A 26331-nucleotide genomic window follows, 5' to 3' on the forward strand; every position below is an offset into this window, starting at 1 on the left:
TGAATTCAATTAGTGTGGATATTGGATGGTATCAAGCTCCAATTCTTGTAGAAGTTTTAAAAAGTGAGGAGGAGGAGTACAAGATAATTCTACCTTTTCTAAACTAATAGGATGAATAAAGGATAGGTATTGAGCATGAAGCATCAGGTTTTGTACACCAAATTTCTTTTCTAAAAAGATGTTTTGTTTGTTATCTCCATGCTTTTTGTCTCCCAGGATATAATGGCGTATATGTGCCATATGCCTTCGTATTTGGTGGGTTCTTCCAGTTTCCGGCTCTACTTCCAATAAACTGTATCTACTGGTGGGGTATCTTCCTGTACTATTAAAAGGCATTTCAGAGGTAGCCATTACTCTATAGGAAGTCCTGGCTTCTTGTAACCTTCCAGAACGCTCACTTTTCAGAGGATGGTCTATGGACCCTACTTTTATTTCAGGAATTCCTCTTACAATGGTCTGGTACTTTTTGTCTATCGATCTTTCTGAAAAAAGTAATTTTAAAGAGGGGAGGATCGTTTCACTTTTAGCAAATAACAATACTCCACTAGTGGGTCGGTCCAATCTATGAACTGGGTGTACATGTTGGCCTATCTGATCTCTCAATAATTGTAAAGCAAAGACAGATTCATATGCGGCTATGGCAGTTCTATGAACCAATAAACCAGAAGGTTTATTGATGGCAATCAAATGTTCATCTTCAAAAAGTATTTCTAGAACCATTGTTGAATGGAAGAAGAGTCAGCTTCAGGCTGACTCCTTAATAAAAAACATTAATTAAAATATGGTTCCGGACCCAATCGATTCTTCCTCATTATACCAAGCTACAAATTGCCCTGAGGCAACGCCTTTTTGTGGTTCATCGAAAATGACATACAGTCCATTTTCTTTTCTTACCAATGTGGCCCATGTCAAGGGTTGACGGTAACGAATTCTAGCTTTGTATCTGGCGCTTTCTCCGATGGCAAGTTCAAGGTCTTCCCGAATCCAATGGATTTGGTCAGCTTTGACAAATAGCCCATTTTTTAATAAACCAGGATGGGTTTCGCCGAGTCCCGTGTAAATGATGTTTTCTTTTGTATCTGTTGCAATAACAAATAAAGGTTTCCCTGTTCCACCTACGTGAAGTCCTTTTCTTTGTCCTACTGTAAAATAATGTGCTCCATTATGTTCCCCCAACACCTTTCCTTGTTCTGCAGAATAATGAAGTGGTAAAGAAATAGCATCTAAGGTTTCCTGGTCCCAATCTTCAGCAGGAACTCCCGCAGGAATTTGTTGAGTTTGATAGACGGGTAAATCTTCAGGGATTTGAATGATTTTCCCTTTTTTCGGTTTCAATTGTTGCTGTAAGAAATCCGGCAATCTGACTTTTCCTATAAAACAAAGCCCTTGTGAGTCCTTTTTATCGGCTGTAATCAAGTCCAATTCTTTGGCAATTTTTCTTACCTCAGGCTTCTGTAAATGCCCTATTGGAAAAAGGGCTTTACTTAATTGCTCTTGATTGAGTTGGCACAGGAAATAACTTTGATCTTTATTAGGGTCTGCTCCAGCTAATAATTGATAAACGGATTTTCCATTTACCTCTATTTCTCCTTTTTGACAATAATGTCCAGTCGCGACAAAATCAGCTTTTAACTTTTGGGCCGCTTTCAGGAAAATATCAAATTTGATTTCTCTATTGCAAAGAATGTCTGGGTTTGGAGTACGTCCAGCTTTGTATTCTCCAAACATATAATCTACAATTCGCTCTCGGTATTCCTCACTCAGGTCAATAGCCTGGAAAGGTATTCCTAATTTTTCAGCGACCAGCATGGCATCGGTGGAATCTTCCATCCAAGGGCATTCATTGGAAATGGTAACGGACTCATCGTGCCAGTTTTTCATAAACATTCCGATGACTTCATAGCCTTGTTCAATTAAAAGATGAGCGGCTACGGAACTGTCGACACCTCCGGAAAGGCCAACAACTACTCTAGGTTTTGTTTTCATGGGTTGTAATAATTAATGGATTCAAGGTCCATTAGGTTACAGATGAGTTAAGAACTCCAAAGGCTTGGAATTAGTTCTCTGGGTTAAAGTTACAAATTTGAAAAATGAAAAAGGGAAAATGTTTTCCTCCCGATGAGAGAACTCCATTTTCCCTTTCTAATCTTTTAGATTTTAGTTTAAAAACCTAAAGCCTTATCATCTCCTCTTGGGTCTGCGCCTCCTTCTAACTTTCCATCAGGCATCACTAAAATAGCATCTACTTTCCCAATGATGGGGTTATTATTTTCTAATATGATATACCCTTTGGATTTTAGATGATTCAATAAGGTGGAGTCGAAGGAATTGGGTTCAAAACTTACCCGGTCAGGCAACCACTGATGGTGAAACCGGGCTGATTCTACCGCTTCTTGCATTCCCATATCAAATTCATAAACATTGAGAATAGTTTGAAGTACAGATGTGATAATTGTAGAACCTCCGGGAGTACCGACCACCATCCAAAGTTTGCCGTCTTTTTCCACAAGGGTAGGAGTCATGCTGCTTAGCATACGTTTTCCAGGTTGAATGCTATTGGCTTCTGCGCCTATTAATCCAAACATATTAGGCACTCCTGGCTTGGAGCTAAAATCATCCATTTCATTATTCATGAAAAAGCCCAGTTCATCAATATACACTTTGGAACCATAGGCACCATTTAAAGTCGTAGTCACCGAAACGGCATTTCCTTCCGCATCAATTATAGAGTAATGTGTAGTTTCCATACTTTCTAAAAACTCAATTTTACCTTCGGCTATCTCCTCTGATTTTGTGGCTTGCTCAAAAGAGAAGTTTTCCATTCGGGATTTGAGGTAATCAGCCGACATCAATTCGGCTTTAGGGATATGGACAAAATCTGGATCGCCTAAATAATAGTTTCTATCTGCATATGCTCTTCTTTCAGCTTCTACAAGGAGTTGTATATGTTCTGGACTGTGGTGGCCAAACTTTTTTAAATCGTATGGTTCAATCATTCCAAATATCTGTGCCAAGGTGATGCCTCCAGAACTAGGAGGAGCCATGGAGATGATTTTTAACTCTTTATAATCGAAAATGATTGGGTCTCTCCAAGCTGCTTCGTAATCTGCTAAATCTTGCTCTGAAATGATTCCTCCCATTTCCCGTAAATGCTTTACCAGTATTTTGGCAGTCTCTCCTTGATAGAATTCCTCTTTTCCGTTTCTTGCAATTCGTTTTAAAGTCTCAGCCAATACAGGGAACTTTAGTGTATCACCTTCGTTGATTTCCTTTGCGAAATAGGTGTCAGGTCCATTGACCTCTATAAATGTTTCTCGCAATCTCTGTAGTCTAGCTGCTTGATTTTTAGTGGTGACATACCCTTTTTCTGCTAGTTCAATTACTGGGTCTAGTACCTCTTCAGGAGAAAGTTTCCCAAATTTTTCTTGAGCAGTAAATATACCTGAGATGGTGCCAGGCACTCCAGATGCCATTGCTCCTTGTGTACTTAAACCGGGGATTACATTTCCTTCCTGATCTAAATACATGTCTGAGAAAGCAGCAGAAGGGGCCTTTTCTCGGTAATCCAAGGAGCCTACGGAACCATCAGCCATTCGGTATACCATAAATCCACCACCTCCAAGATTTCCGGCAAAAGGGTAAATAACTGCCAGTGCCATTTCAGTGGCCATCATGGCATCGAAGGCATTTCCTCCTTTTTTGATGATATCCAATCCTATTTGTGAAGCTTCTTCACGAGCAGACACGACCATGGCTTTTTCTGCTATCGATCCTCTCTTAGCTTGAACTGAATCTTTTTTTTCTCCGCAGGAGTAAATGGAAATAGAAAGAGTAGTCACTGCCAGTAATCTGCCAGTGGTCCGAGAAAATATACTCATCAATCTTCTATAAGCGTGTTGTTAAATAATTTTAGAATGCGTTTGTATTCATCGGTCCATGAACTTGGCTCTACAAAGCCATGATCCTCTACAGGGTAAATAGCCATTTCCCAATTATCCTTTCCCAATTCAATTAATCGCTGAGAAAGTCTGACTACATCTTGGAAATGAACATTCACATCTACCATGCCATGAGCCATCAAAAGATTTCCTTTTAAACCTTCAGCGAAATAAATAGGACCAGATCTCCTATAAGCAATTGGATCTTGTTCAGGCGTATTTAGAATATTCGATGTATAACCATGATTGTAATGTGCCCAATCTGTTACTGATCGTAACGCAGCTCCTGATTTGAAAACATTAGGTGCATTGAATAGTGCCATAAGGGTGATAAAACCTCCATAACTCCCCCCATATATACCGATTCTATCCGCATCTACTCCATGGGAAGCTACCAGATATTTTGCTCCATCCACCTGATCAGATAAATCTTTACCTCCCATATGTCTATAAATACCAGTTCTCCAATCTCTACCATACCCAGCACTAGCTCTGTAATCAATATCAAGCACGGTATATCCTAGGTCAGTCAATAAATTATGGAACATGTATTCTCTGAAATAGCTACTCCACCATTTATGTACATTTTGAAGATAACCGGCTCCATGGACGAAAATTACAGCTGCCCCATTCTTTTTAGCAGGGTCAGGAGTATATAATCTTGCAGGAACTTGTGCACCATCTTCTGCAGTAAATCTGATAATTTCAGGATCTCTCCAATTGTAGGCTTTAAATTCATCTGATTGCCCAGAAGTCAATTGGGTTGGATTTGCTCCTACTTTATTGTCTTGAATATATAATTCAGTAGGCTTATTACTATACGAATAAAGAATTGCCAATTTCTTCTCATCCGGAGAAAGAGTCACCTCATTATTTCCTGTCATGGAAGTCAGCTTTTCCATTTTTCCACCCATTAAAGGCATTCTATAAAAATGTCTTTCTCCGGGATCCACTTCAGAAGTGGTGAGATACCAAGATTTTTTATCCTTTGAAATGAATGGATTAAATACCTCATAAGCTCCGGAAGTTAATGCTGTTTTTTCTCCTGATTCTACATCCAGTAGATACAAGTGAGAATATCCAGATTCTTCCGACTGGAAATAGATGTGTTGATTATCTGGAAGCCATCCTAATGTTCCGCCAGAAAAAGACCAACCAATACCTGGACCTGCAATCCATGCCTCATCCCTCTGTCTATCTAACGTTTTTAATTCTCCTGTGGTAAGGTCTATTGAGGAAATCCATCGATCCTTATTGTCTGAAGACCGGATGTTGATTACAGCTTTTGATCCGTCATGCGAAAAATAAGGCTGAGAAAGGATCACAGTTCTTTCCTTTTCTTCCCATGTTTTCTCAGGGTAATCCTTTACATAATCCGGCAAATCCTTGATCCCAGGAAGGTTGGATGTTCCTATAAAATAAACTGTATCTCTTGTTAAATCATAAATACCAATTTCAACAGTGGTAGGAGTGGTGCCTACCTTGGATCGTGCATTCAAATCAGTGGTATAACCTGATGCATCTACATAATCCGGAACGATGGTGTTTTTTCCTGATCCTCTGTCATAGTAAGAAAATGTAGCATATTTGCCATCAGGAGAGAGGGTTAAATTAACAGGGTTTTTCCCCTCGGTATAATAGGTAAACTCCTTAGAATCACCTTCAGAAATTGATTCGCGATAAGCTCTACTTTCTTTTTGCTTTTCTTTTCTTTCATTCACCACCTGCAATAATGTTAGGTTATCTTCTTCAAGAAAACCCAGTTCTTCGTCCTTTGTGCCATTCTTTTTAGCAGTAGGTTTTGATCCTGAACTAATGTTTGTCACTTTTTCAACTTTTCCAGTGGTCTGATTTAAAACAAAAATATTTCCCTCAGAATTGAATGCGATTAAATTCTCATCAGCCAAATAAGTTGGGTTAGAAATATTTTGGAACCATTCAAGAACAGTAGTTTTCTCTCCTTTTTTCAGATCTTCAACAATGATCTTATTTTCCTCTAGGTAAAGTCTTTTTGATTGGTCTTGATTCAGTGATGAAAATCTCCTTTGTAGAGACTTCTCTTCTTCCCAATGAACTTTTGAGATGACAGAAGGTGAGGATAAATTGATTTTATAAAGTGAATCTGCAGGATCATTTTCAGCATTATACTTGAAGTAAATTTGCTGACTGGAATCGTCCCACCTAACAGAAGAAGGGAAGGTCCCCATCCATTTTGGATCCCTCATAATGTACTCCACAGATAAATTGCTCTGGGCATGAAGTTCTAAAATGGCAATAAATAGCAATGGCAGAAAAAAGAGTTTTCGCTGCATAGTTAATAATCAGTTAGTTTAATGAGTTTTACTTTATCGTCTCAAGGAACTCATTTAGTTCCTCGATAATCACGTCTAAATGTTTCTGGAGGGAATTGTTGATTTCAGAAGAATCTTCAAGATTAGCGTCGATTTCTTCCAGCAACTTACGGGTTTTTAAAGCACCTATGTAACTCATGGTTGGTTTGGCTTTATGACACCGTCTTTTGATCGTATCAAAATCCTTAATCTTGTAAAATTCATTGAGCTCTTTCAAATCTTTGATATTGGTATCAAGGATTATTTGGATCATCTCCTTAGTCATATCCGGATCATCATCACCAAAATACTGATAAATAGATTGCTCACTAATAATTTGATACATGGTCGGACTGAAAAGAGTATGGAATGAAAAAAAACTGTGTTTGGTAGACTAACATTAAAATTAAAAACAATTTTCAAATTGTATAATCAAGGAGCAAATGATTTGAAGAAAATATGTAATTTTTTTATGTCTATTATCTTATTCCTTGATGACCCAATAACAAGAGATCTAAATTATTTGATGGGTTCTTAAACAACCTTTCCTAATTTTGGATTCTAATAAGGACAGATTATTCAGATTATGCAGCGTAACAAAAAAATCTTTCTGATTTTGTTTTTGATCTTTATGTTAATCATGGCTTGGATCGGTTATGATATATCTACAAGAACTACCTTCCCTGGTTCTAAAGGGAATTTGAAAGAAAGGATAAGTTCAGGAGAGGAAACTAAAAAGTAATGACTAAGAAAAAAATAGACATCACTAAATTGGATTTGAGTGAGATGAAGGAAAAAACTGCAGAAAACCCTGGTAGTTTACCTTATCCACATCATACGGGAAGTGCGATTATCCGTCCAGAAGATCAAGGAAAAATAAATGGGAGAGCTATTGCTGCAATGCAAAGCCAAACGGATATGCAGATGTCTCAGATCTATAGACAAATGCAGTTACTGGCTGATCAAGCAAAAGCAATTCAAGCTAGAGTGGAATATTCCGAAAGAATATACAATGCTCAGACTTCTTTTGAACCTTTGATCAATCACCATTATTATTTGTACCAAAAAGATAATGGGAATGATTTTTTAAGCATGATTGCTCCAGAAGAGTGGGGTAGAAAAAAAAGCTTTGCTCATTTTTTGGCGGAAGTAAAATTGTTAGCAGATCACACTTGGGAGATCGTAAAGGAAAATAATCAAGACAATGGATAACCTGATTACGCGCCAACTTCAAAGTATATTGAAAGAAGGTGAAGTTGAGTTTGAAAGGGATTTCGAATTGGAGGTCAACCCTAAATTTTTGGATCAAAAAGGAAAAGAATGGTTGGATGAAATCTATGAAGATCTAGGCGGGTTTGGAGAGGCTCCCTTGTTGAAGAAGTTGAAGTTTGATTTTAAAATCAATCGGAATCTTATCTTATATGACGATGAATTACACTTTAATAGATATAGGTTAATTTCTTATAGATCAGATTTTTATAAAGAGTTTAATTTGCCTTTCTTTGAGGCCCAAAAAAGGTTGTGTAGAGCGTACGAAAAGGATTGTTTAAAAGCGGGTTTGCAAGACAGAGTTTGGTCTGGTCCTCCAATTGCTAAGCATAGTTTTGGTTTAGCAAGCGAGCCTGGTGATTTCTACGGGAATGGCTCAAGTGGTTGGAAACTGTTGGCCTATAATGATGCCCAAACCGATATCCAAACAAGAATCCATGGATATAAATTGATCCGGATTACACCTTACGAGACCTTGATGACAGGGGGATCATTAAAAAGACTGGATCATTTATTGATGAACCCAAAAGAGGAGCAGCGTACGATCCTCCTCAATTGGTTCATGAGAAAATTTGAATAATCCTAACTGAATAATCCAAAAATCTCCCGGTCAATTTTTTCTACTACAAAAGCAAAGTCTTCGGGATTAGAGACAAAATCCAAATGATTTACATCAATAATCAAGAGTTTTCCTTCTTGGTAATTTTTGATCCATTCCTCATAGTGTCGATTGAGGTTTTTTAAGTAGTCAATAGACATGGTCGTTTCATAGTCCCGTCCTCTTTTCTCTATTTGATCTACCAGTTTCGGAATATCTGCTCTTAGGTAAATCAATAGGTCCGGAGCTTTGACATGCGTAATCATGCTGTTAAAAAGACTTTGATAGTTTTCATAGTCTCTACTTGTCATTAACCCACTTGTATGTAAGTTGGCCGCAAATATATAGGCATCCTCGTAAATGGTTCTATCTTGGATAAAATTGGATTTTTGCTCCTGAATTTTTGAGATCTGATTAAATCTTGAATTCAGAAAATAAACCTGAAGATGAAAAGCCCATCTTTTCATATCCTCATAAAAATCTGGAAGGTATGGGTTGTTGTCTACGGCCTCAAACTCCGCTTTCCATCCATAGTGTTTGGCTAGTTTTTCGGTCAATGTGGTCTTTCCACTCCCAATATTTCCAGAAACAGCAATATGCATAGTCCGTATGAACGTTAGTTGGAAAATCTTGGAGAGACCACTAAGTCTTTACTTCCTTTGGTATACGTATAAAATCCTTCTCCTGACTTTACGCCTTTAAAACCAGCTTCTACCATATTTACAAGCAAAGGGCAAGGAGCGTATTTTGGATTGCCAAATCCATCATGTAATACTTTTAAGATGGAAAGACAAACATCTAGCCCTATAAAATCTGCCAATTGCAATGGTCCCATGGGGTGGGCCATTCCAAGTTTCATCACCGTGTCAATTTCATATACACCTGCTACTCCTTCATATAAAGAATAGATAGCTTCATTGATCATAGGCATTAAAATCCTATTGGCCACAAAGCCTGGATAATCATTTACTTCTACTGGAACTTTGGAAAGCTTAACTGAAAGTTCCATGATTTGCTTGGTAGTCTCTTCTGAAGTGGCATATCCTCGAATTACTTCCACCAACTTCATTACTGGAACAGGATTCATGAAGTGCATTCCTATTACTTGTGCAGGCCTTTTAGTGACAGCTGCAATTTTGGTAATGGAAATGGAAGAAGTATTGGTAGCAAGGATGGCATTTTTTGGACTTGCTTGATCTATCTGACGGAATAAATCTAATTTAATAGCTAGGTTTTCAGTAGCTGCTTCAATTACCAACTCTGCCTCTTGAACTCCTTCCTTTAAATCAGTGTAGGTAGAAATGTTGGATAAAGCTTTTGCTTTTTGATCTTCAGTGATTACTTCTTTTGCAACTTGTCTATCCAAATTTTTGGTGATGGTAGTCAAGGCTTTATCTAAAAATTCCTGTTTAAGATCAATGAGGGAAACTTGGTATCCATATTGTGCAAAAACATGGGCAATACCATTTCCCATAGTACCTGAACCGATCACTGAAATATTCTTCATGAATTTTAAATTTTAGGGTGTTATATGTTGGGTTATATTTTTTGTCCGTAGTTGTATTTCATCAAAACTACTTCGATCACTTTCTAATTCCAATTTTTTAATTCTACTAATCCGACTTTGAATGTCAGAAATTCTTCCATTCCTAAATAGGATTAATGTCTACCTTTGTGGTATGAAAGAACTTGGTTTGATTAGCACACTCCCTATTAATCGATTTACAGATTTTGGAGCCTATCTGGCACTTAGCTCAGGTGAAGAAGTTTTATTGCCTAAAGGATATCTTTTAGGAGACGAAAAAGAGGGAGAGGAGATTGCAGTCTTTGTGTATACGGATAGTGAGGATAGACCTGTTGCTGTGACTGAAAGTCCTAAAGCATTATTGGATGAATTTGCTGTCTTGGAGGCCAAGGAAATTGCTCCATTTGGTGTATTTATGGATTGGGGCTTGCCAAAAGATTTATTGGTTCCCAAAGCTGAGTTAGGGCAAAACATGGTGGTAGGAAAGAAATACTTGGTCAAAGTATGTGTTGATTTCCAAACCAACCGCTTGATAGGAGTGAATAAATACCGGGATTTTATTTCAGAAGCTCCTATGGATTATGTTCCAGGAACCGAAGTTTCAGGATTGGTTTTTGATAAAACTGATCTGGGATACAAGGTGTTGATCGAAGATCAATATGAGGGATTGGTATTTTCGAATGAAGTTTTTCAACCACTTGAGATCGGAGATTTGAGGAAATTTTTTGTAAAGAAGAGGAGAGATGATGGAAAAGTGGACTTGCAGCTATTACCTCCAGGTAGAGTGAAATATGAAGAAGGTGCAGAAATGATTTTAGCGATGCTGGAAGAAAAAGGCTTTATGCCATTACATGATAAATCTACTCCAGAAGAAATTCAAAAGGAGTTAGGGATGAGTAAGAAACATTTCAAACAGTGTATTGGGCAATTATACAAAGCTGGAAAAATTCAAATTTTAGAAAATGGGATTTCAATTAATTCTTCTAATTAAGTTTTAGAATATCGCTGGGAGTTCTACACAAAATAGCTTTGTTTCTCAATACTGCTATCGGAGATTTAATAAGATGTGGATTCCTTACTAAAATATTTAACCAGCTTTCCTCGTCCCAATCATTGCCAGCTATTTTTGACTGATAATCTGGGTGAGCCTTGTTCAGCAAATCTTTCGCTCGAAGATTTAGTTTCATTAGCATGCTGTTCCACTGAGTAGTGGTTATCCTTTCTTTAACCACATCTATTTGATTGATGAAATTTGCAATGGAATGTGCATAGGCCAATGTTTGCTTATCAATGACCTGCCCAGGACTGTGATAAAAGTAGAGTTCAGAAGGATGCATCTTCATGGTGTATTGGGTTAAATGGGTATAGAATATACTGATAACCTGCGTTTTAAGCAAATATATTATCGGGTTTTTATTGTATATAAAATAAAATAATTTTGGGGTATGAATCTCGAAAAATTTCAGCAAGAAAGTCAATCTGAGTTTCCTTCTAATACTAAATTGAAGGCGAAGTTAAGGAAAGTGAAACCTAAAGAATTAGACCAGCGTTTTTCTGAGCAACACGAATTAGCTTTTGAAGAGATTGATTGTCTGGATTGTGCGAATTGTTGTAAAACTACTAGCCCTATTTTTATCCAAACTGACATCGATCGGCTCGCAAAGGTTTTTAGGATGAAAAGCAGTAATTTTATTGAGGAATACTTACACCGGGACGAGGAAGGAGATTTTGTATTGAATTCATCACCTTGTCCTTTTTTGAATGAGGATAATAAATGTTTAGTCTATGATGAGAGACCTAAAGCTTGCCGGGAATATCCCCATACCAATAGAAAAAATATGCTTGGGATCTTAAACCTAAGTTTAAGAAATACACTAGTTTGCCCTGCAGTTTTCAAAATTTTCTCAGAGATTGGCAAAGAATATAGGAAGTAATCCATTCTTTTTGCTTTTTTTTGAATAACAAACCTATAACAATAAACATGCAAAATCAGGATATACACTTTTTAGGAGTGGACGTGGGAGGAACCCATTTAAAAATTGGACTTGTAGATAAAGAAGGTACAATCGTTGAATTTCAAAAAGAAGATACCACACCATTTCGTGATGATCCTGAAGGTTTTGGACCCTGTTTTATCAAAGGGATCGGAAAATATTTAGCAAAATATCCCCAGGTGAAAAAAGTTGGAGTTGGGCTACCTGGCCTAATTTCAAAAGATAGAACCACTACCTTAGAAATACCGGCTATTCCAGGCTTGGATGGTTTTAATTTGAAGGGTGGATTGGAAGAAGCATATCCAGGATGTGAATTTTTCTTGGAAAATGATGCTGCAGCTGCCGGAATCGGGGAATTTTATTTTGGAAAGGATAACCCAAGCGCCAACTTCCTTTTTGTGACCATGGGTACTGGAATCGGAAGTGCATTGGTTTTGGATGGAGAAGTGTTTAAAGGTTCCCGAGGAAATGCCATGGAAATGGGGCATATGCTTTCTCGAGGAAATGCCAGATTGGAAACCCTGATCGGAAGAAATGGGATTCTTAAAATAATGGAGAAAATGATTGCTGCCTATCCGGAAAAAGCCAATGGGCTGGAAGGAAAAGAATTAGGTACGCACCTATTGGTAGACTCGGCCAAAGCTGGCAATGAGGTAGCCCTCATGGTATTTGAAGAAGTTGGAACCATCTTAGGGGAAGCTATCGTTTCTACTATAAGAGTATTGGATGTGACGGAAGTTTACTTTGGCGGAGGGATCTCTGCAGGTCTTGAATTTATGATGCCTTCATTGGATCATACAATTCGACAATACCTAACACATTATTATATAAAAGACTTGAAGCTTAAAAAAGCTACCTTGGAGAATAATGCAGGCACCTTAGGTGCCGCAGCACTTTGTTTTATGGGTTCAGGTTTGTAATAGTTACCTCTGAAACCTTACTAATCGCATTCATCCGAAAAAGAACTCTAAGGGGTTCTTTTTCTGTTTCTGTCCCTTCGCAATCACCACTTGGTTCTAAGAAGTAGAAGAAAAAGCTTTGACTTTTGTCGACTAGTTCCACTCGGTCAGGTCTTCCAAAGGTCTTGATGATCGATTGGTTATTTTCTCCTAAGAATGAATGCTTGATTTTTTGCAATTCATCTAAATCTTGGATTCGTAAACCTTTACAGCCATATCGATCCGATTTCCAATTGTCTAAATTTATATTTCCTGCATCAAGTTTGCCGCCACAGGAGGCAATCAAGAGTGCAATGAAAGGCAATACTAATTTTATGTTTTTAAGCATGTACTATAGGGATGCAGAAGAAATTTCAGAAGTAAGCTTATGGTTTTTCCATAGCCATAGAAAGGATGCAAAAGTATAAACTCCCAGAATAGAAAGCAGTACTATTTGAGGAATATTACCTTGAAATAGATAGAAAACTGAAAAATCAAAAGCGAGCACTCGAAGGTATTCTTGTGGAAAATACCATTTTCTTTTTTCAAAAATTCCAGAGAAACTGACGGTAGTCCAAATTATCAGTACACTTACTCCAACCTTCGCTACGAGATCAAGAGAATTTACTTGGAACAGGAAGAAACCTGTGACTAGTAATAAAAAAATGTACTGTGTGAAAATATACCAATTCATGGTAGAGGGAACCACCGTATCGTATTTTGAGTAGTTGGAATCCACTTCTTTTGGAGCTCTATAACCTCCTAAATAAGAGGGAAGCCATCCCGGTTTATTGAATAGGTAATTTAATTTATCTCGAAGGCCTTTTATCTGTTTCAGCTCTTCCTTCATGGTGACATAATGAGCAATGTTGACCCAAAGGGGGTTCCAGCTTTTCACTGGGGTAGTGATACCATAGGTTGGTGTTTCTTCTTCTTCCTGAAATGTCCCAAACCATTTGTCGAAGATAATAAAAGTGCCTCCATGGTTTTTGTCAATGTACTTAGGATTTCTTCCATGATGAACCCGATGATGGGAAGGGGTGTTCATGAAATGTTCTAAAAAGCCCATTTTCCCAATTACCTCAGTATGAATCCAAAATTGGTACAGAAGATTCAGGCCTGATACCAAAATGAGCATCACGGGGTCAAAACCTAAAATGGCAAGTGGGAAATAAAAAAAGAAGGTCCAGAAAGTCTGAGTACTACTTTGTCTTAGCGCTACAGAAAGGTTATATTCTTCACTGGAATGATGGACTACATGTCCTCCCCAGAATAAATTAACTTCATGGCTCATTCGGTGGGCCCAATAATAACAGAGATCATATAAGAAAAATAACAGGAAAAAGGTCCAGATGTTATTTGGGATTTGAAAAACGGCAAAATTCTCAAATATCAAGGTATAAATCCCAATTGAAATGATTTTAAAAAATACTCCAGTCACCTGCGACAAGACACCACAATTGATGTTGGTAATGGCGTCATTCATGCGATAACCGGGGTGTTTTTGAAATCGAAGAACGATCATTTCAATTGCCATCAACAAGAAATAGATAGGGATTGCGATTACTACTGGACTGAGGTTCATTAATTTGGGCTTATTATTGACTGTACTTGTCAAATATAATCATAAAACCAACTCTAAATAGTCCGAATCTGTTTGATCAAATCCTTTATATTAGCACCTTCAATTACTCAATAATATGTACTATCGGTTTGGCAAGGCCTTTTATTTCCTAAGTATCCTATTCTTCATTTTCTATCTATTGTATTTCTACTCGGCTTTACCTGAACAACTCAGTTTAAGTAAAAGCGAAGCAGGAAATATTGCGAGAGATTTAAGTAGAGGTTCCTTCTTCTATGGCATGATTGCTGTTTTTGTAGTGATGAATGCAATCGTCTTACTACCCCCAAAATTATTGGAAACAAAAAGTCATCGTGGTTTGGTAAGAATCTTCCCGGTTGGGGATCGGTTTAGAGATTATTATTTAGGCTGGTTTTATTCCTTCGGAGGAATCTTGAATGTTAGTCTTGGGCTCTTGATATTTTATACCCATGCGATAAATAATCAAGATGACGCTGCTCCTGAACAATTTGATTTTATATTTTTCATCATCCCGACATTGTTTGTCATTTGGGTGATTGGATTATTTGTTATTATGGCAGGTAAATTCAAGCAAGTTCAAAATAAATCTTGATCGGAATTTCAAATTTAAAATATGGCAGAACCAGTAAAATATACAGAAGATAGTATTAAGTCCCTGGATTGGAGAGAGCATATTCGACTCAGACCAGGGATGTACATTGGTAAATTGGGGGATGGTAGCGCACAAGATGATGGGATTTATGTATTGGTAAAAGAAGTTCTGGATAACTCCATCGATGAGCATATGATGGGTTATGGACGGACCATCGATGTGAAGATCTCTGAGCATAAAGTAGAAGTAAGAGACTATGGACGAGGCATACCTCTGGGCAAAGTCATCGACTGTGTTTCCAAAATTAATACCGGTGGTAAATATGATTCTGGGGCATTTCAAAAATCGGTTGGGTTGAATGGAGTAGGTACCAAAGCGGTGAATGCCTTATCTGATTTTTTTAAAGTTCAGGCCTATAGAGATGGAGAAACAAAAGTAGCTGAGTTCGAAAAAGGGATTTTGACCAATGATGCTCCTATTTCTAAATCTTCTGACAGAAATGGTACCAAAGTAGTATTTTCTCCAGATGCCAGTATTTTCAAGAATTACCACTTCATTCCGGAATACCTGGAAAACCAAATCTGGAATTATGCTTATTTAAATGCTGGCCTAACCATTAATTATAATGGAAAGAAGTATTTTTCGGATAAAGGGCTTTATGATTTGTTGTCCAATAAAGTAGACGAAGAGAGCATCAGGTATCCAATTATTCACCTAAAAGGGAATGATATTGAGGTAGCAATCACGCATACTTCTCAATATGGTGAGGAATATTATTCTTTTGTAAATGGACAGTATACCACTCAAGGCGGAACTCACTTGGCCGCTTTTAGAGAAGCCATTGTCAAGACAGTAAGGGAATTTTACAAAAAAGATTACGATGCTGCAGATATCAGACAAAGTGTGGTAGCATCCATTGCTGTAAGAGTGCAGGAGCCAGTTTTCGAATCTCAGACAAAAACCAAATTAGGTTCTCAGTCTATTGGACCAGATGGGCCTACTTTGAGGACGTTTGTCAACGATTTCATTAAAACTGAACTGGATAATTATTTGCATAAAAATCCGGCGGTTGCAGACGCGCTCTTAAAGCGTATTCTTCAATCGGAACGCGAGCGAAAAGAGATTTCTGGCATAAAAAAGCTGGCCAATGAGCGGGCGAAAAAAGCAAACCTTCATAATAAAAAACTTCGTGATTGCCGGGTTCATTATGATGATGCCAAGGCTGATGAAGATCAGAAAAACAATACCATGCTATTCATCACGGAGGGGGATTCAGCTTCAGGATCCATCACCAAATCTAGAGACGTTCAGACTCAAGCAGTTTTCTCTTTGAGAGGAAAACCTTTGAATTGTTATGGCATGACCAAAAAAGTAGTGTATGAAAATGAGGAGTTTAATCTCTTACAACATGCCTTAAATATTGAGGATGGGATCGAAAACCTAAGATATAGAAAAATAGTAATCGCTACAGATGCTGATGTGGATGGCATGCACATTAGGTTATTGATTATGACCTACTTCTTGCAATTTTTCCCTGATTTGGTGAAAAATGGTCACTTATTCATATTGGATACGCCTTTGTTCCGAGTAAGAAATAAAAAGGAAACGATCTATTGCTATACCGATGAGGAAAGACAAAAAGCGATCCATAAGTTAGGCTCTAAGCCAGAAATTACCAGATTCAAGGGCTTGGGAGAAATTTCCCCTGAAGAATTTGGAACCTTTATTGGAGAAGATATTCGTCTGGAACCCATCATATTGAACAAGGAAACGAAAATAGCGGATTTATTAGGGTTTTACATGGGTAAAAATACCCCGAGCCGACAGACATTCATAATTGATAATCTGAAAATTGAAAAGGATTTAGCATTGGATGATCCTAAGGCTGAGGCAGTGAACGAGGAGGAAGCTGCCTAAACCTAATTCGGAGTTTTAAAAAATATTAAACGTATTTTCTGAAAAGAGAAAAGTGAATTTCAGATCAATTTTGAGTTTGAGATTCTACTAATAACCGGAATTATTTCATGAGTGAAGAAAACAATTTGCCAAATGACGGAAGCCTGCACGATTCTGTTCCAGTTACTGGGATGTATAAGGAATGGTTTCTGGATTATGCTTCTTATGTAATTCTTGAGCGTGCAGTGCCTGCGATTGAAGATGGTTTAAAACCTGTTCAACGTAGAATCCTTCATGCCATGAAGGAAATGGATGATGGGAGATTTAATAAAGTTGCCAATATCATTGGTCAATCCATGCAATATCACCCTCACGGGGATGCTTCCATTGGAGATGCAATTGTCAACATTGGGCAAAAAGATCTTTTGATTGAAACTCAGGGTAATTGGGGAGATGTAAGGACTGGAGACCGAGCTGCGGCAGCACGATACATTGAAGCCAGACTGTCCAAATTTGCATTGGATGTGGTCTTTAATCCTCAGACGACAGAATGGCAATTGTCTTACGATGGAAGAAAAAGAGAACCGGTCACACTTCCTGTCAAATTTCCTCTATTATTGGCTCAAGGAGTGGAAGGTATTGCTGTAGGTTTATCCACTAAAATCCTACCTCACAACTTTTGTGAATTGATCGAAGGATCCATTGATTTATTGAAAGGGAATCCAACCAATGTCTTACCGGATTTTATTACGGGTGGCTTAGCGGACTTTTCTGAATACAATGGGGGAGAAAGAGGAGGTAAGGTAAAAGTTAGAGCAAGAATTGAAGAGGAAGATAGTAAGACTATATTAATCAAGGAAATACCTTATGGAACCACTACGGATTCCCTGATTGATTCTATCCTTAAAGCCAACGATAAGGGGAAAATAAAAATTAAAAAGGTAGTAGATAATACTGCCAAAGATGTAGAGATAGCCATTCAACTGGCATCTGGAGTTTCTCCGGATGTGACCATTGATGCGTTGTATGCATTTACAGACTGTCAGGTTTCCATTTCACCAAATGCTTGTGTGATTATTGATGAGAAGCCTGTCTTCTTAAATGTGAATGAAATTCTTGCTTATAATACCAAGCAAACAAAAGCACTTTTAAAGAGAGAGTTAGAAATTAGAAAGGCAGAGTTGATGGAGAAGGTGTTGTTCTCTTCTTTGGAGAAAATCTTCATCGAAAATCGAATTTACCGTGATATTGAGGAATGTACCACTTGGGAAGGGGTGCTTGAAGCGATTGATCAAGGATTGGAACCCTATAAACCTGATTTTTATAGGGAAATTGTCCAGGAGGATTTGATCAAATTGACCGAAATCAGGATTAAACGAATTTCAAAATTCGATGCTTTCAAAGCAGATGAATTGATGAGAAAGCTTCAAGAAGAACTGAAAGAGGTAAACTATAATCTCCGACATTTGACTGATTATGCGATCAAATATTACCAAAACCTTTTGGCTAAATATGGAAAAGGTAGAGAGCGTAAAACAGAGATCAGAGCTTTTGATACCATTGAAGCTTCTGTGGTAGCAGCAAACAATGCTAAACTCTATGTGAATAGAGCAGATGGATTTGTTGGTTCTGCCTTGAAGAAAGATGAATTTGTATGTGACTGTTCCGACCTAGATGACATCATTGTCATTAGAAAGGATGGGAAATGCATGGTTTCCAAAATCCAGGAAAAGAATTTCATGGGTAAGGATATCCTTTACGTAGGAGTCTTCCGAAAAGGAGATGAAAGGATGGTTTATAACCTCATCTATTTGGACGGAGGATCTGGAAGGGCGATGGTCAAAAGGTTTCAAGTGCTAGCTGTGACCAGAGATAAGGAATATGACCTAACCAAAGGGACAAAGGGCTCTAAAGTCTTGTATTTGACTGCTAATTCAAACGGAGAAGCAGAAATCGTTACTGTTTACTTGACCCAGGGTGCCAAAGCAAGGGTTAAAGTATTTGATTTTGATTTTGCTACTATCGAAATCAAAGGAAGAGGTGCAGGAGGAAATATTTTGACCAAATACCCTGTGAGAAAGATCCAATTGAAAATGGAAGGAGTTTCTACTTTGGGAGGTTTGGACATTTATTATGATCCTATTGTAGGCAGATTAAATACTGATCAAAGAGGTAACCTTATCGGTAATTTCCTGGGAGATGATAAGGTCCTAGTTTGCTACAGATCCGGAGAGTATGAATTGACTTCTTTTGAACTCACCAACCGTTACGAACCTTCCAATGTATTATTGATTGAGAAATTTGACCCTGAGGCAATCATTTCAGCCATTTATTACGATGGAAGCTCTAAAACCTATTTCGTAAAAAGATTCCAGATTGAGACGACTACCATCAATAAAAAATTCAACTTCATCACGGATCACAAACAATCATACCTGAAGGTGGTTTCTACCGAAAAACAACCACAGGCTACCGTAACGTTGGTAAAAGGTAAAGAAGAGGAGGTGAAGGATTATGACTTGGATATGCTGATCGATGTGAAGGGCTGGAAAGCGATCGGAAATAAATTGAGCTCCCATCAAGTTAAAGAAATTAAACTGATTGAAACCAAAAAATCTTCTTCCAAAAATACTTCCACTGATGACTCTGATTCAGAGGATGATGAAATCGAAGTAGGACAGACAATTGATCTTTCAGTGAAGAAAGATGATGAGGAACAATTGGGTCTTTTTTAAGGCTACTATTCATGGATTTTAATCCTCAGGAAAATATTGACCAAGGTTTAATTGATTATTTAGGACAGTACATTACCGATCACAAGAAGAAAGTGATGGAGGATGTGCTGTCTAAACGAACCCGCTTTTTCACAGTAGTATTAGAGGATATTTTTAAACCGCATAATGCGAGTGCTGTCCTAAGGACTTGTGACTGCTTTGGAATTCAAGATGTTCATGTCATTGAGAAAACAAAAGAATACAAGATAAACCCATTTGTTACTCGTGGTGCCTCCCAATGGGTGGACCTCAAAAAATATTATAATCCAGACGGATCTGGAGTGAAAGACTGTTTTTCGCATCTTCGGAAAAATGGATATAAGATTTATGCTACAAGCCCCGAAGCTAATTCCAATACCATAGAGGAAATCAATCCTAATGAAAAATTAGCCTTGGTGTTTGGTAATGAACATGAAGGGGTAAGTGAAGAAGTGATCAAAAATGCTGATGCGTTGGTGCATATTCCTATGTTGGGATTCACTGAAAGCTTTAATATTTCAGTCGCAGCTTCCATTTTTTTACACCATTTGATTCAACAGGCTGACCATAAGAATCTAGCTGATTTTTATTTAAATGATAAAGAGCAACAAGAGCTTCGATTGCAATGGTATAAGTCTGTTGTGAAGAATTCTGATATTCATGAAAGAGTGTTTCTGGATTCTTTAAAAAGATAACTTCCCTTAGTTGTTAGAGAAAAAGGATTTTACCTTTTCTCCAAGAGGTTCTTGTTGTCCCTGTTTTTTAGCTTTTTTTCTTCTTCGTTGTTTTCGTTTTTGTTCTTTGCTTTTGGTCAACACAGTTCTTGCTGAAAAGCCAATTTGTCCTCTATAAAATTCTTCTCTTCCTGCTAGATTAAAATTGGGCTTATAGTCTATAGATAAAACTGTTTTGGCTATTGTGAATTCTATACCACCAATTCCTTCAATCCCCATGGTTTTATTTCCATACGTTTGAACAATCTCTTTTTCAATTTCATTCTTTTTGAAGCTTTCTTCATTCCCAAAGGAAACACCTGCACCCAAGTAATAATTGAATCGCTTTGAGATAATCGGTCGGTGTTTCTCCAGTAATAAGCTTAAGCTGGAATTTCGGGCAAAATCAGTTTGCAGTATGGCTTCTAGGCTTGTTCTATCCATTACGCGTTGTTGGAAAGAAATACCCAACTGCCTGCTGATCTGATTATTTCCTAATCGAATTCCAACGGCATTTCCATAGCGTTGGGCATACAGATTGGAAGTTAAGAGTAGGACTAATACAATGAAGGAATACTTAAAAAGCTTTTTGTTCATAAAGGGCCTTGTTAGTAGGAAGGCCACTTGTCCAATAACTATTCCAATTCTTATTAAACGTTAAAAAATGGAAAAAGAAAAAAGCCTTCCATTTAATTGGAAGGCTTTGATTTTTATTCGCTTATAACAATTTTTTCTATTTTGTCTCCTGCTCTGATGTCGTCAATTACATCCAACCCTTCTACCACTTTACCAAAACAAGTATGGTTTCTATCTAAGTGAGCGGTATTGTCTCTACTATGACAAATGAAGAACTGGGAACCTCCGGTATTTCTACCTGCATGAGCCATGGAGAGTACTCCTCGATCATGGTATTGATTATCTCCATCCAGTTCACATTTGATTTTATATCCGGGACCACCAGCACCATTTCCAATAGGGCAACCACCTTGGATCACGAAATTTGGAATTACTCGATGGAAAGTAAGTCCATCATAAAATCCTTTATTTGATAAATCGATAAAATTTTGGACTGCAATAGGAGCATCCTCCTCATAGAACTCCACCTTCATGGTTCCTTTTTCAGTAATAATTTCAGCTGTTCTCATTTCTTTAAGATGAATTGAAAGATATTTCTTTCTGTTTATTAAAAATCAGAATGCAAAATAAACAGATAAACTGAATAAAACCTTTAGAAATTTATGAGGAATTGGTTTTATAAATCAAGTGGAGTAGGTGCTCCCTTCTTGATTTCTGGGGAGGCAAAACTTTCAAATTGTCTAAAATTTTCTACAAAAGCTTCGGCGAGTTTTTTCGCTTGGCGATCATATGCGCTTGAATCGGCCCAGGTGTTTTTGGGGTTAAGAACTTCTTTTGGAACATTCATACATTCTTGGGGTACCTCAAATCCAAAAGTTGAATGCTTCTTGTATTCAACCTGATCTAGATTCCCTTCCAGAGCAGCGGTAATCATAGCTCTGGTGTAGGCTAATTTCATTCGAGACCCAATTCCGTATGGACCTCCTGTCCATCCTGTATTTATTAGCCAAACATTCACCTCATGTTTTTCCATTTTCTCACCAAATAGAGAAGCATATTCAGTAGGATGTAAGGGAAGGAATGCCGCTCCAAAACAGGCCGAAAATGTCAATTTAGGCTCCGTAACTCCCATTTCAGTTCCAGCTACTTTCGCGGTATACCCAGAAATGAAATGATACATTGCTTGGCTTTTATTGAGTCGGGAAATTGGAGGAATTACTCCAAATGCATCCGCAGTCAGAAAGAAGATGTTTTTTGGAATTCCCCCAATGGAAGGGTTTTGTGCATTTTGAATGTGATAAATAGGGTAGGCCGTTCTCGTGTTTTGGGTTACTTCTATATTTTGATAATCTACCTCCCTTGTGCCGGGTTTGAATCGGGTGTTTTCTACGATGGCCCCAAATCTAATCGCATCCCAAATTTCAGGCTCTTTTTCTCTAGTTAAGTCAACCACTTTGGCATAGCAACCTCCTTCAAAGTTAAATACAGTCGTATCTGTCCATCCATGTTCATCGTCTCCTATTAACTTCCTGTTTGGGTCTGCAGAAAGGGTAGTTTTTCCAGTACCGGATAGTCCAAAGAAAATCGCTGTATCCTCTTTTTTACCAATGTTTGCTGAACAATGCATGGATAAGATTCCCTTTTCATGAGGAAGGATAAAATTGAGAACGGAAAATATTCCTTTCTTCATTTCCCCTGCGTACCCAGTTCCTCCAATCAAAATCATCCGCTTGGTCAAATTCAGGATTGCAAAGTTGGAACTTTTAGTTCCGTCGATAGCAGGGTTTGCTTCAAAATCGGGTGCACAAATGATAGTGAAGTCAGGCTCAAAATGCTCCAACTCCTCTTTTTCGGGCCTTAAAAACATGTTATGGCAGAATAAGTTATGCCAAGCCATGGTGTTGAACACTCTTAAATTTAAACGGTGTTGAGGGTCAGCTCCCACATAGGCATCTCTAACAAAAAGATCTTTTTCACTAAGAAAATACTTCATTTTCTGCTCCAGTAAGTCAAATTTATCTGGATCAAAAGGAATGTTAATATCTCCCCACCAAACACTATCTTTTGTTTTATCATCCAAAACAATGAAACGGTCTTTTGGAGACCTACCGGTAAATTCACCGGTATCTGCCATTAAGGCTCCGGTAGAGGTAAGAAATCCTTCTTGCCGTGCAAGTGCCATCTCAACTAATGTGGCTGTAGGAAGGTTTAAATAAACATTTCCAGAAGTATTTATTTCCATAAGTACTTTGGTTTTACTGTGTTTTTCCAGAACGGAGTCCTGCATAGAAATTTGGGTTTACAAACTGAAATAAGTCTGCCCAAAATTAAGCAAAAGGCTTTTAATAAAAGCAATAAAAACTGCGAAATTTGGCTTTTCAATCGATTACGAAGAAAAAACAATACTAAATTTGGTGCCTTCATAATACTCTTAAAATTTGAAAAGTAATGCGCTATATTTTTTCTTAATTCACTGGTTTTGAATCGTTCATTGTATAAAGATTCTTGGTAAAAAGACATAAAATCGTTTATCATTGTAAATTAAATATTCACCCAAATAATTAACTCTTGGAAAAACAACTAACTCCGGAATTTGAAGGGCCAACAGTTTTTGGTCATCCTAAAGGTCTGATGACTCTTTTCTTTACTGAAATGTGGGAGCGATTTAGCTATTATGGCATGAGAGCATTGCTCATATTATTCATGACCAAAACAATCGCAGATGGCGGGTTAGGATTTGATGATACCACTTCTGGAGCAATTTACGGTTTATATACCATGGGGGTATATTTATTGGCTCTTCCTGGAGGTTGGTTGGCAGATCGTCTCTTCGGTCTAAAAAAGTCTGTTTGGTATGGTGGGATTATTATTGCCATTGGGCATTTTATGATGGCTGTTCCTGGAGTGGCAGCCTTGATAAATGGAGCCCATGAAGCCAAAACCCAATTGACCACCTTGGATACTTCTACCTTCTTTCTTGGATTGATCTTGATTGTATTAGGTACTGGACTACTAAAACCAAATATCAGTTCTATTGTAGGTCAATTGTATCCAAAAGGAAGTACTAAAAGGGATGCTGGTTTTTCCATTTTTTACATGGGAATTAACTTAGGAGGCTTTATTGCACCGATTGCTTGTGGAACCTTGGCCACTTATGATATGCACTTAGGCTTTGGTTTGGCAGGTTTTGGAATGGTTTTGGGCTTGATTCAATATAAATTAACTGCTAAAAACATTGAAGGATATGGAGAAGCACCTGTTGCAGAAATACCTTCAGAAGTAGAACGTCAAAAAAAGTTGAAATCATCTATCACTTGGATTGGAGTAGGTTTAGTGGCTATTTTAACCGTGCTGTTTATGGGGGTGATTCCTATTAATGTTTCTGCAATCGCTAGTGCTTCTGGAACCGTCATCGCCTTGGTTGCATTTGGTTATTTAGGCTATGTAATTGCATTTGGTGGACTGAGTAAGTCAGATAAAAATAAAGTTGGGGTTATCGCAATTCTATTTCTTTTTTCAGCCATGTTCTGGTCTGGCTTTGAGCAAGCAGGGTCTACCTTGAATTTATTTGGAGAGCGATTTACGGATAGAACCGTATTAGGATGGGAAATACCAGCAAGTTATTTCCAGTCAATTAACTCACTTTTCATTATCATTTTTGCTCCTTTTTTTGGTGCTCTTTGGGTTTGGTTGGGAAGAAGAAATTTAGAGCCTAGTTCTCCTTTGAAATTCACCTTTGGATTGTTGTTGTTGGGCTTGGGATTCTTTGTCATGTATTTTGCAGCTAAGATTGCTGCTTCAGGTGATTTAGCTGCTCCTACTTGGTTAATCATGACCTATTTACTTCATACCTTTGGGGAATTGAGTTTATCTCCTGTGGGCTTAAGTTTGGTTACCAAGCTTGCTCCAAATGGATATGGTGGTCAGATGATGGGGATTTGGTTCCTCTCTGTAGCCTTGGGTAATCTGATTGCAGGTCTAATTGCAGGAGAAGCCAGTGGTGGTTCCGAAGAAGCCCTTGCCAATATGCCAGATCAATATTTATTGATTGTATATACTGTGGTAGGTTCAGCTGTACTCTTGTTTTTACTGAAACCAATCATCAGAAAAATGATGGGGGAGGTTCATTAATTCAATGAATTATTTCATAAAAAAAGGGAAGTCAAGTCAGACTTCCCTTTTTTTATTTTTCTTTCTCTGAAACCCAGGACTTGATTTCTTTAAGCATTTGATCCAATTGATTTCTATCTAGAAATTCACCACTTTTTATTACATCCTGAATGGATAAGGTAGCTGTAATATCCTCCAAAGGATTTTTTTCCAAGAGAATTAAATTCGCTTTTTTGCCAACTTCTACGCTCCCAAACTCTTCTTCTAAACCAAAGTATTCTGGACCATTGATGATAGAAGCTTCTAATGCCTCTCTAGGACTTAGTCCATATTTGACAAGTTGTTGGAGTTCCAAATGAATAGCCAAACCAGGGAAATCATAAGTATTCAAATACCCGGCATCTGTTCCTGCATAGATTTTCATTCCTGACTCTTTTACCAAAGGGATTAAATTTGCTGTAGCTTCAAAATTATCCTTTCGATTCTGTTTGTCCTCTGGAGTATCATTGGCCATCCTTTCAATACGCCATTGATAACTCTCTTTCAATTTGGGACCTAAATAATGGAGGATGGTATCTTCGGCAAAATTATGTTCATCCAGATAAGCAATATTGGAGCTAATCAATAGAGTAGGGACCACTCCTGTTCCTTGTTGAGCCAATAGTTTAAATTTTGCCAAGGTGACGGAGTCATCTCTGCTTTCTGCTTGTAGCTTAGCAGCATCTACCGCACTCATGGTGCCATTTCCTCGGGCTTTGCTGATTTCTTCTTCAAATGGAGTAGTCATTCGCATTAAATAACCCAAATGTTCTACCGTCTTTTGTCCAGCTTTGGAAACTTGGTCAATGGTCAAAGCAGTAGGAATATGACCTGATACGCTCCAACCTTTTGCAGTAGCTTTTTTGACAGCTTCCAGAAAAAGCTCAGGTTGTAAGGTGTTATCAGTAATCTTGATAAAATCTACCTTCAATTTTTCCAAGGAGTCTAAGGCAAGTTCTAATTCTTCCTCAGTGCCGATTTCCAGATCTCCTGGCCAAATGGATTCTATCCCTTCTAATTTGGGACCAGAGGTGAGAATTTTAGGGCCAATCCGTTGGCCATTGTTGATTTCATCCCTCCATTTTAAAACCTCTAAACTGATATCTCCTGCTGCATCTCTTACGGTAGTAACCCCAAAAGTTAAATAAAGAGGTAAAAGCTGCTCGTTTTCATCGATGTATTCCGCACCTCCAAAGTGGACATGGTTATCCCAAAGACCAGGCATAAGAAACTTACCCCCTCCATCTACTTGGGTTTTGCTTCGAAATTTTTGAGAGAGTTCATTTCCCCCTACTTCCAAAATGGAATCTCCTTGTATAGCTACAAATTGATTTGGAATAGTTTCACCATTTTTAACATCAATGATAGTGACATTACTGATCAAAAGATCTGTTTCTTTTTTGCTTTCGCAAGCTGCGAAAGTAAGCGCAGCGAATAGATAATAATTAAACTTCATG

The 26331-nt window shown here is 37.9% G+C and carries 24 protein-coding genes; 10 read left to right on the forward strand and 14 right to left on the reverse strand.

Annotated features, from left to right (window positions below):
* Positions 1 to 9: 9 nt before the first annotated feature.
* From JYB62_RS03305 to JYB62_RS03325, 5 genes are all read right to left on the reverse strand, one after another.
* Positions 10 to 720: a pseudouridine synthase gene (locus tag JYB62_RS03305; protein ID WP_205644013.1), complete on the reverse strand. Its 711-nt coding sequence runs from the start codon at positions 718 to 720 to the stop codon at positions 10 to 12.
* A 54-nt stretch (positions 721 to 774) separates the two neighbouring features.
* Complete coding sequence (gene mnmA, locus JYB62_RS03310; protein ID WP_205644014.1) at positions 775 to 1986, reverse strand: tRNA 2-thiouridine(34) synthase MnmA; 1212 nt, start codon at positions 1984 to 1986, stop codon at positions 775 to 777.
* A 176-nt stretch (positions 1987 to 2162) separates the two neighbouring features.
* A complete protein-coding gene (gene ggt / locus JYB62_RS03315) occupies positions 2163 to 3878 on the reverse strand; it encodes a gamma-glutamyltransferase (RefSeq protein WP_205644015.1) in 1716 nt (571 codons plus the stop codon).
* The gene (locus JYB62_RS03320) at positions 3878 to 6250 is read right to left on the reverse strand and encodes a S9 family peptidase (protein ID WP_205644016.1); all 2373 of its coding nucleotides are present in this window, start codon (positions 6248 to 6250) and stop codon (positions 3878 to 3880) included. The genes ggt and JYB62_RS03320 overlap by 1 nt, the downstream gene beginning before the upstream one ends.
* 28 nt (positions 6251 to 6278) lie before the next feature.
* Positions 6279 to 6614, reverse strand: a complete 336-nt coding sequence (locus JYB62_RS03325; RefSeq protein WP_205644017.1) for an Hpt domain-containing protein — start codon at positions 6612 to 6614, stop codon at positions 6279 to 6281.
* A 395-nt stretch (positions 6615 to 7009) separates the two neighbouring features.
* Between JYB62_RS03325 and JYB62_RS03330 the strand changes: the two genes are divergently transcribed.
* Positions 7010 to 7480 (forward strand): DUF2452 domain-containing protein, encoded by a 471-nt coding sequence (locus tag JYB62_RS03330; RefSeq protein ID WP_205644018.1) that lies wholly within the window; start codon positions 7010 to 7012, stop codon positions 7478 to 7480.
* On the forward strand, positions 7473 to 8117 hold the full coding sequence (locus JYB62_RS03335; RefSeq protein ID WP_205644019.1) for a DUF7255 family protein: 645 nt from the start codon (positions 7473 to 7475) through the stop codon (positions 8115 to 8117). The genes JYB62_RS03330 and JYB62_RS03335 overlap by 8 nt, the downstream gene beginning before the upstream one ends.
* Positions 8118 to 8119: 2 nt before the next feature.
* Here JYB62_RS03335 and JYB62_RS03340 read toward each other — a convergent pair whose 3' ends face one another.
* Positions 8120 to 8737 carry a deoxynucleoside kinase gene (locus tag JYB62_RS03340; RefSeq protein ID WP_205644020.1) on the reverse strand — a complete coding sequence of 206 codons (618 nt, stop codon included), beginning with the start codon at positions 8735 to 8737 and terminating at the stop codon, positions 8120 to 8122.
* A gap of 14 nt (positions 8738 to 8751) precedes the next feature.
* On the reverse strand, positions 8752 to 9642 hold the full coding sequence (locus JYB62_RS03345; RefSeq protein WP_205644021.1) for a 3-hydroxyacyl-CoA dehydrogenase family protein: 891 nt from the start codon (positions 9640 to 9642) through the stop codon (positions 8752 to 8754).
* A gap of 172 nt (positions 9643 to 9814) precedes the next feature.
* Between JYB62_RS03345 and JYB62_RS03350 the strand changes: the two genes are divergently transcribed.
* The gene (locus JYB62_RS03350; RefSeq protein ID WP_205645399.1) at positions 9815 to 10651 is read left to right on the forward strand and encodes a CvfB family protein; all 837 of its coding nucleotides are present in this window, start codon (positions 9815 to 9817) and stop codon (positions 10649 to 10651) included.
* Here JYB62_RS03350 and JYB62_RS03355 read toward each other — a convergent pair.
* Complete coding sequence (locus JYB62_RS03355) at positions 10644 to 11057, reverse strand: arsenate reductase family protein (RefSeq protein WP_317194622.1); 414 nt, start codon at positions 11055 to 11057, stop codon at positions 10644 to 10646. The genes JYB62_RS03350 and JYB62_RS03355 overlap by 8 nt on opposite strands.
* Before the next feature lie 48 nt (positions 11058 to 11105).
* On the opposite strand from JYB62_RS03355, the gene JYB62_RS03360 reads away from it, so the two are divergent.
* Together JYB62_RS03360 and JYB62_RS03365 are read left to right on the forward strand one after the other, a co-directional pair.
* Complete coding sequence (locus JYB62_RS03360; protein WP_205644022.1) at positions 11106 to 11594, forward strand: YkgJ family cysteine cluster protein; 489 nt, start codon at positions 11106 to 11108, stop codon at positions 11592 to 11594.
* A gap of 47 nt (positions 11595 to 11641) precedes the next feature.
* Positions 11642 to 12574, forward strand: coding sequence for an ROK family protein (locus JYB62_RS03365; protein WP_205644023.1), 933 nt, complete (start codon positions 11642 to 11644; stop codon positions 12572 to 12574).
* Here the strand turns inward: JYB62_RS03365 and JYB62_RS03370 are convergent.
* Together JYB62_RS03370 and JYB62_RS03375 are read right to left on the reverse strand one after the other, a co-directional pair.
* Positions 12555 to 12941: a hypothetical protein gene (locus JYB62_RS03370; protein WP_205644024.1), complete on the reverse strand. Its 387-nt coding sequence runs from the start codon at positions 12939 to 12941 to the stop codon at positions 12555 to 12557. The two genes, JYB62_RS03365 and JYB62_RS03370, sit on opposite strands and share 20 nt — an antisense overlap.
* Before the next feature lie 3 nt (positions 12942 to 12944).
* Positions 12945 to 14177 carry a sterol desaturase family protein gene (locus JYB62_RS03375; RefSeq protein WP_205644025.1) on the reverse strand — a complete coding sequence of 411 codons (1233 nt, stop codon included), beginning with the start codon at positions 14175 to 14177 and terminating at the stop codon, positions 12945 to 12947.
* Positions 14178 to 14292: 115 nt separating this feature from the next.
* Here JYB62_RS03375 and JYB62_RS03380 point away from each other — a divergent pair, with 115 nt between their 5' ends.
* From JYB62_RS03380 to JYB62_RS03395, 4 genes are all read left to right on the forward strand, one after another.
* The gene (locus JYB62_RS03380) at positions 14293 to 14787 is read left to right on the forward strand and encodes a DNA topoisomerase IV (protein WP_205644026.1); all 495 of its coding nucleotides are present in this window, start codon (positions 14293 to 14295) and stop codon (positions 14785 to 14787) included.
* A gap of 21 nt (positions 14788 to 14808) precedes the next feature.
* Positions 14809 to 16704, forward strand: a complete 1896-nt coding sequence (locus tag JYB62_RS03385; RefSeq protein WP_205644027.1) for a DNA topoisomerase IV subunit B — start codon at positions 14809 to 14811, stop codon at positions 16702 to 16704.
* 107 nt (positions 16705 to 16811) lie between these two features.
* A complete protein-coding gene (locus tag JYB62_RS03390; RefSeq protein ID WP_205644028.1) occupies positions 16812 to 19418 on the forward strand; it encodes a DNA gyrase/topoisomerase IV subunit A in 2607 nt (868 codons plus the stop codon).
* An 11-nt stretch (positions 19419 to 19429) separates the two neighbouring features.
* The gene (locus JYB62_RS03395) at positions 19430 to 20131 is read left to right on the forward strand and encodes a TrmH family RNA methyltransferase (RefSeq protein WP_205644029.1); all 702 of its coding nucleotides are present in this window, start codon (positions 19430 to 19432) and stop codon (positions 20129 to 20131) included.
* 6 nt (positions 20132 to 20137) lie between these two features.
* Here JYB62_RS03395 and JYB62_RS03400 read toward each other — a convergent pair whose 3' ends face one another.
* From JYB62_RS03400 to pckA, 3 genes are all read right to left on the reverse strand, one after another.
* On the reverse strand, positions 20138 to 20746 hold the full coding sequence (locus JYB62_RS03400; RefSeq protein WP_205644030.1) for a hypothetical protein: 609 nt from the start codon (positions 20744 to 20746) through the stop codon (positions 20138 to 20140).
* Positions 20747 to 20859: 113 nt separating this feature from the next.
* The gene (locus tag JYB62_RS03405; protein ID WP_205644031.1) at positions 20860 to 21294 is read right to left on the reverse strand and encodes a peptidylprolyl isomerase; all 435 of its coding nucleotides are present in this window, start codon (positions 21292 to 21294) and stop codon (positions 20860 to 20862) included.
* A 107-nt stretch (positions 21295 to 21401) separates the two neighbouring features.
* Entirely contained in the window at positions 21402 to 23012 is a 1611-nt protein-coding gene (gene pckA, locus JYB62_RS03410) for a phosphoenolpyruvate carboxykinase (ATP) (protein ID WP_205644032.1), read from the reverse strand.
* Positions 23013 to 23356: 344 nt separating this feature from the next.
* Between pckA and JYB62_RS03415 the strand changes: the two genes are divergently transcribed.
* On the forward strand, positions 23357 to 24856 hold the full coding sequence (locus JYB62_RS03415; RefSeq protein ID WP_243431522.1) for a peptide MFS transporter: 1500 nt from the start codon (positions 23357 to 23359) through the stop codon (positions 24854 to 24856).
* Between the two features lie 52 nt (positions 24857 to 24908).
* On the opposite strand, the gene JYB62_RS03420 is transcribed toward JYB62_RS03415, so the two are convergent.
* Positions 24909 to 26330, reverse strand: coding sequence for an amidohydrolase family protein (locus JYB62_RS03420; protein WP_205644034.1), 1422 nt, complete (start codon positions 26328 to 26330; stop codon positions 24909 to 24911).
* Between the last annotated feature and the right edge of the window lies 1 nt (position 26331).

The sequence above is a fragment of the Algoriphagus lutimaris genome (genome assembly GCF_017051705.1).
GTDB classification, from domain to species: domain Bacteria; phylum Bacteroidota; class Bacteroidia; order Cytophagales; family Cyclobacteriaceae; genus Algoriphagus; species Algoriphagus lutimaris.

Coding starts and splice junctions, on each gene's coding strand:
- JYB62_RS03390 (WP_205644028.1), top strand. CDS start 16,812: ATGAGTGAAGAAAACAATTTGCCAAATGACGGAAGCCTGCACGATTCT.
- JYB62_RS03365 (WP_205644023.1), top strand. CDS start 11,642: ATGCAAAATCAGGATATACACTTTTTAGGAGTGGACGTGGGAGGAACC.
- ggt (WP_205644015.1), bottom strand. CDS start 3,878: ATGAGTATATTTTCTCGGACCACTGGCAGATTACTGGCAGTGACTACT.
- JYB62_RS03305 (WP_205644013.1), bottom strand. CDS start 720: ATGGTTCTAGAAATACTTTTTGAAGATGAACATTTGATTGCCATCAAT.
- JYB62_RS03420 (WP_205644034.1), bottom strand. CDS start 26,330: ATGAAGTTTAATTATTATCTATTCGCTGCGCTTACTTTCGCAGCTTGC.
- JYB62_RS03350 (WP_205645399.1), top strand. CDS start 9,815: ATGAAAGAACTTGGTTTGATTAGCACACTCCCTATTAATCGATTTACA.
- JYB62_RS03405 (WP_205644031.1), bottom strand. CDS start 21,294: ATGAGAACAGCTGAAATTATTACTGAAAAAGGAACCATGAAGGTGGAG.
- JYB62_RS03360 (WP_205644022.1), top strand. CDS start 11,106: ATGAATCTCGAAAAATTTCAGCAAGAAAGTCAATCTGAGTTTCCTTCT.
- JYB62_RS03395 (WP_205644029.1), top strand. CDS start 19,430: ATGGATTTTAATCCTCAGGAAAATATTGACCAAGGTTTAATTGATTAT.
- JYB62_RS03330 (WP_205644018.1), top strand. CDS start 7,010: ATGACTAAGAAAAAAATAGACATCACTAAATTGGATTTGAGTGAGATG.
- JYB62_RS03370 (WP_205644024.1), bottom strand. CDS start 12,941: ATGCTTAAAAACATAAAATTAGTATTGCCTTTCATTGCACTCTTGATT.
- JYB62_RS03320 (WP_205644016.1), bottom strand. CDS start 6,250: ATGCAGCGAAAACTCTTTTTTCTGCCATTGCTATTTATTGCCATTTTA.
- mnmA (WP_205644014.1), bottom strand. CDS start 1,986: ATGAAAACAAAACCTAGAGTAGTTGTTGGCCTTTCCGGAGGTGTCGAC.
- JYB62_RS03325 (WP_205644017.1), bottom strand. CDS start 6,614: ATGTATCAAATTATTAGTGAGCAATCTATTTATCAGTATTTTGGTGAT.
- JYB62_RS03345 (WP_205644021.1), bottom strand. CDS start 9,642: ATGAAGAATATTTCAGTGATCGGTTCAGGTACTATGGGAAATGGTATT.
- JYB62_RS03400 (WP_205644030.1), bottom strand. CDS start 20,746: ATGAACAAAAAGCTTTTTAAGTATTCCTTCATTGTATTAGTCCTACTC.
- JYB62_RS03340 (WP_205644020.1), bottom strand. CDS start 8,737: ATGCATATTGCTGTTTCTGGAAATATTGGGAGTGGAAAGACCACATTG.
- pckA (WP_205644032.1), bottom strand. CDS start 23,012: ATGCAGGACTCCGTTCTGGAAAAACACAGTAAAACCAAAGTACTTATG.
- JYB62_RS03375 (WP_205644025.1), bottom strand. CDS start 14,177: ATGAACCTCAGTCCAGTAGTAATCGCAATCCCTATCTATTTCTTGTTG.
- JYB62_RS03380 (WP_205644026.1), top strand. CDS start 14,293: ATGTACTATCGGTTTGGCAAGGCCTTTTATTTCCTAAGTATCCTATTC.
- JYB62_RS03335 (WP_205644019.1), top strand. CDS start 7,473: ATGGATAACCTGATTACGCGCCAACTTCAAAGTATATTGAAAGAAGGT.
- JYB62_RS03415 (WP_243431522.1), top strand. CDS start 23,357: ATGACTCTTTTCTTTACTGAAATGTGGGAGCGATTTAGCTATTATGGC.
- JYB62_RS03385 (WP_205644027.1), top strand. CDS start 14,809: ATGGCAGAACCAGTAAAATATACAGAAGATAGTATTAAGTCCCTGGAT.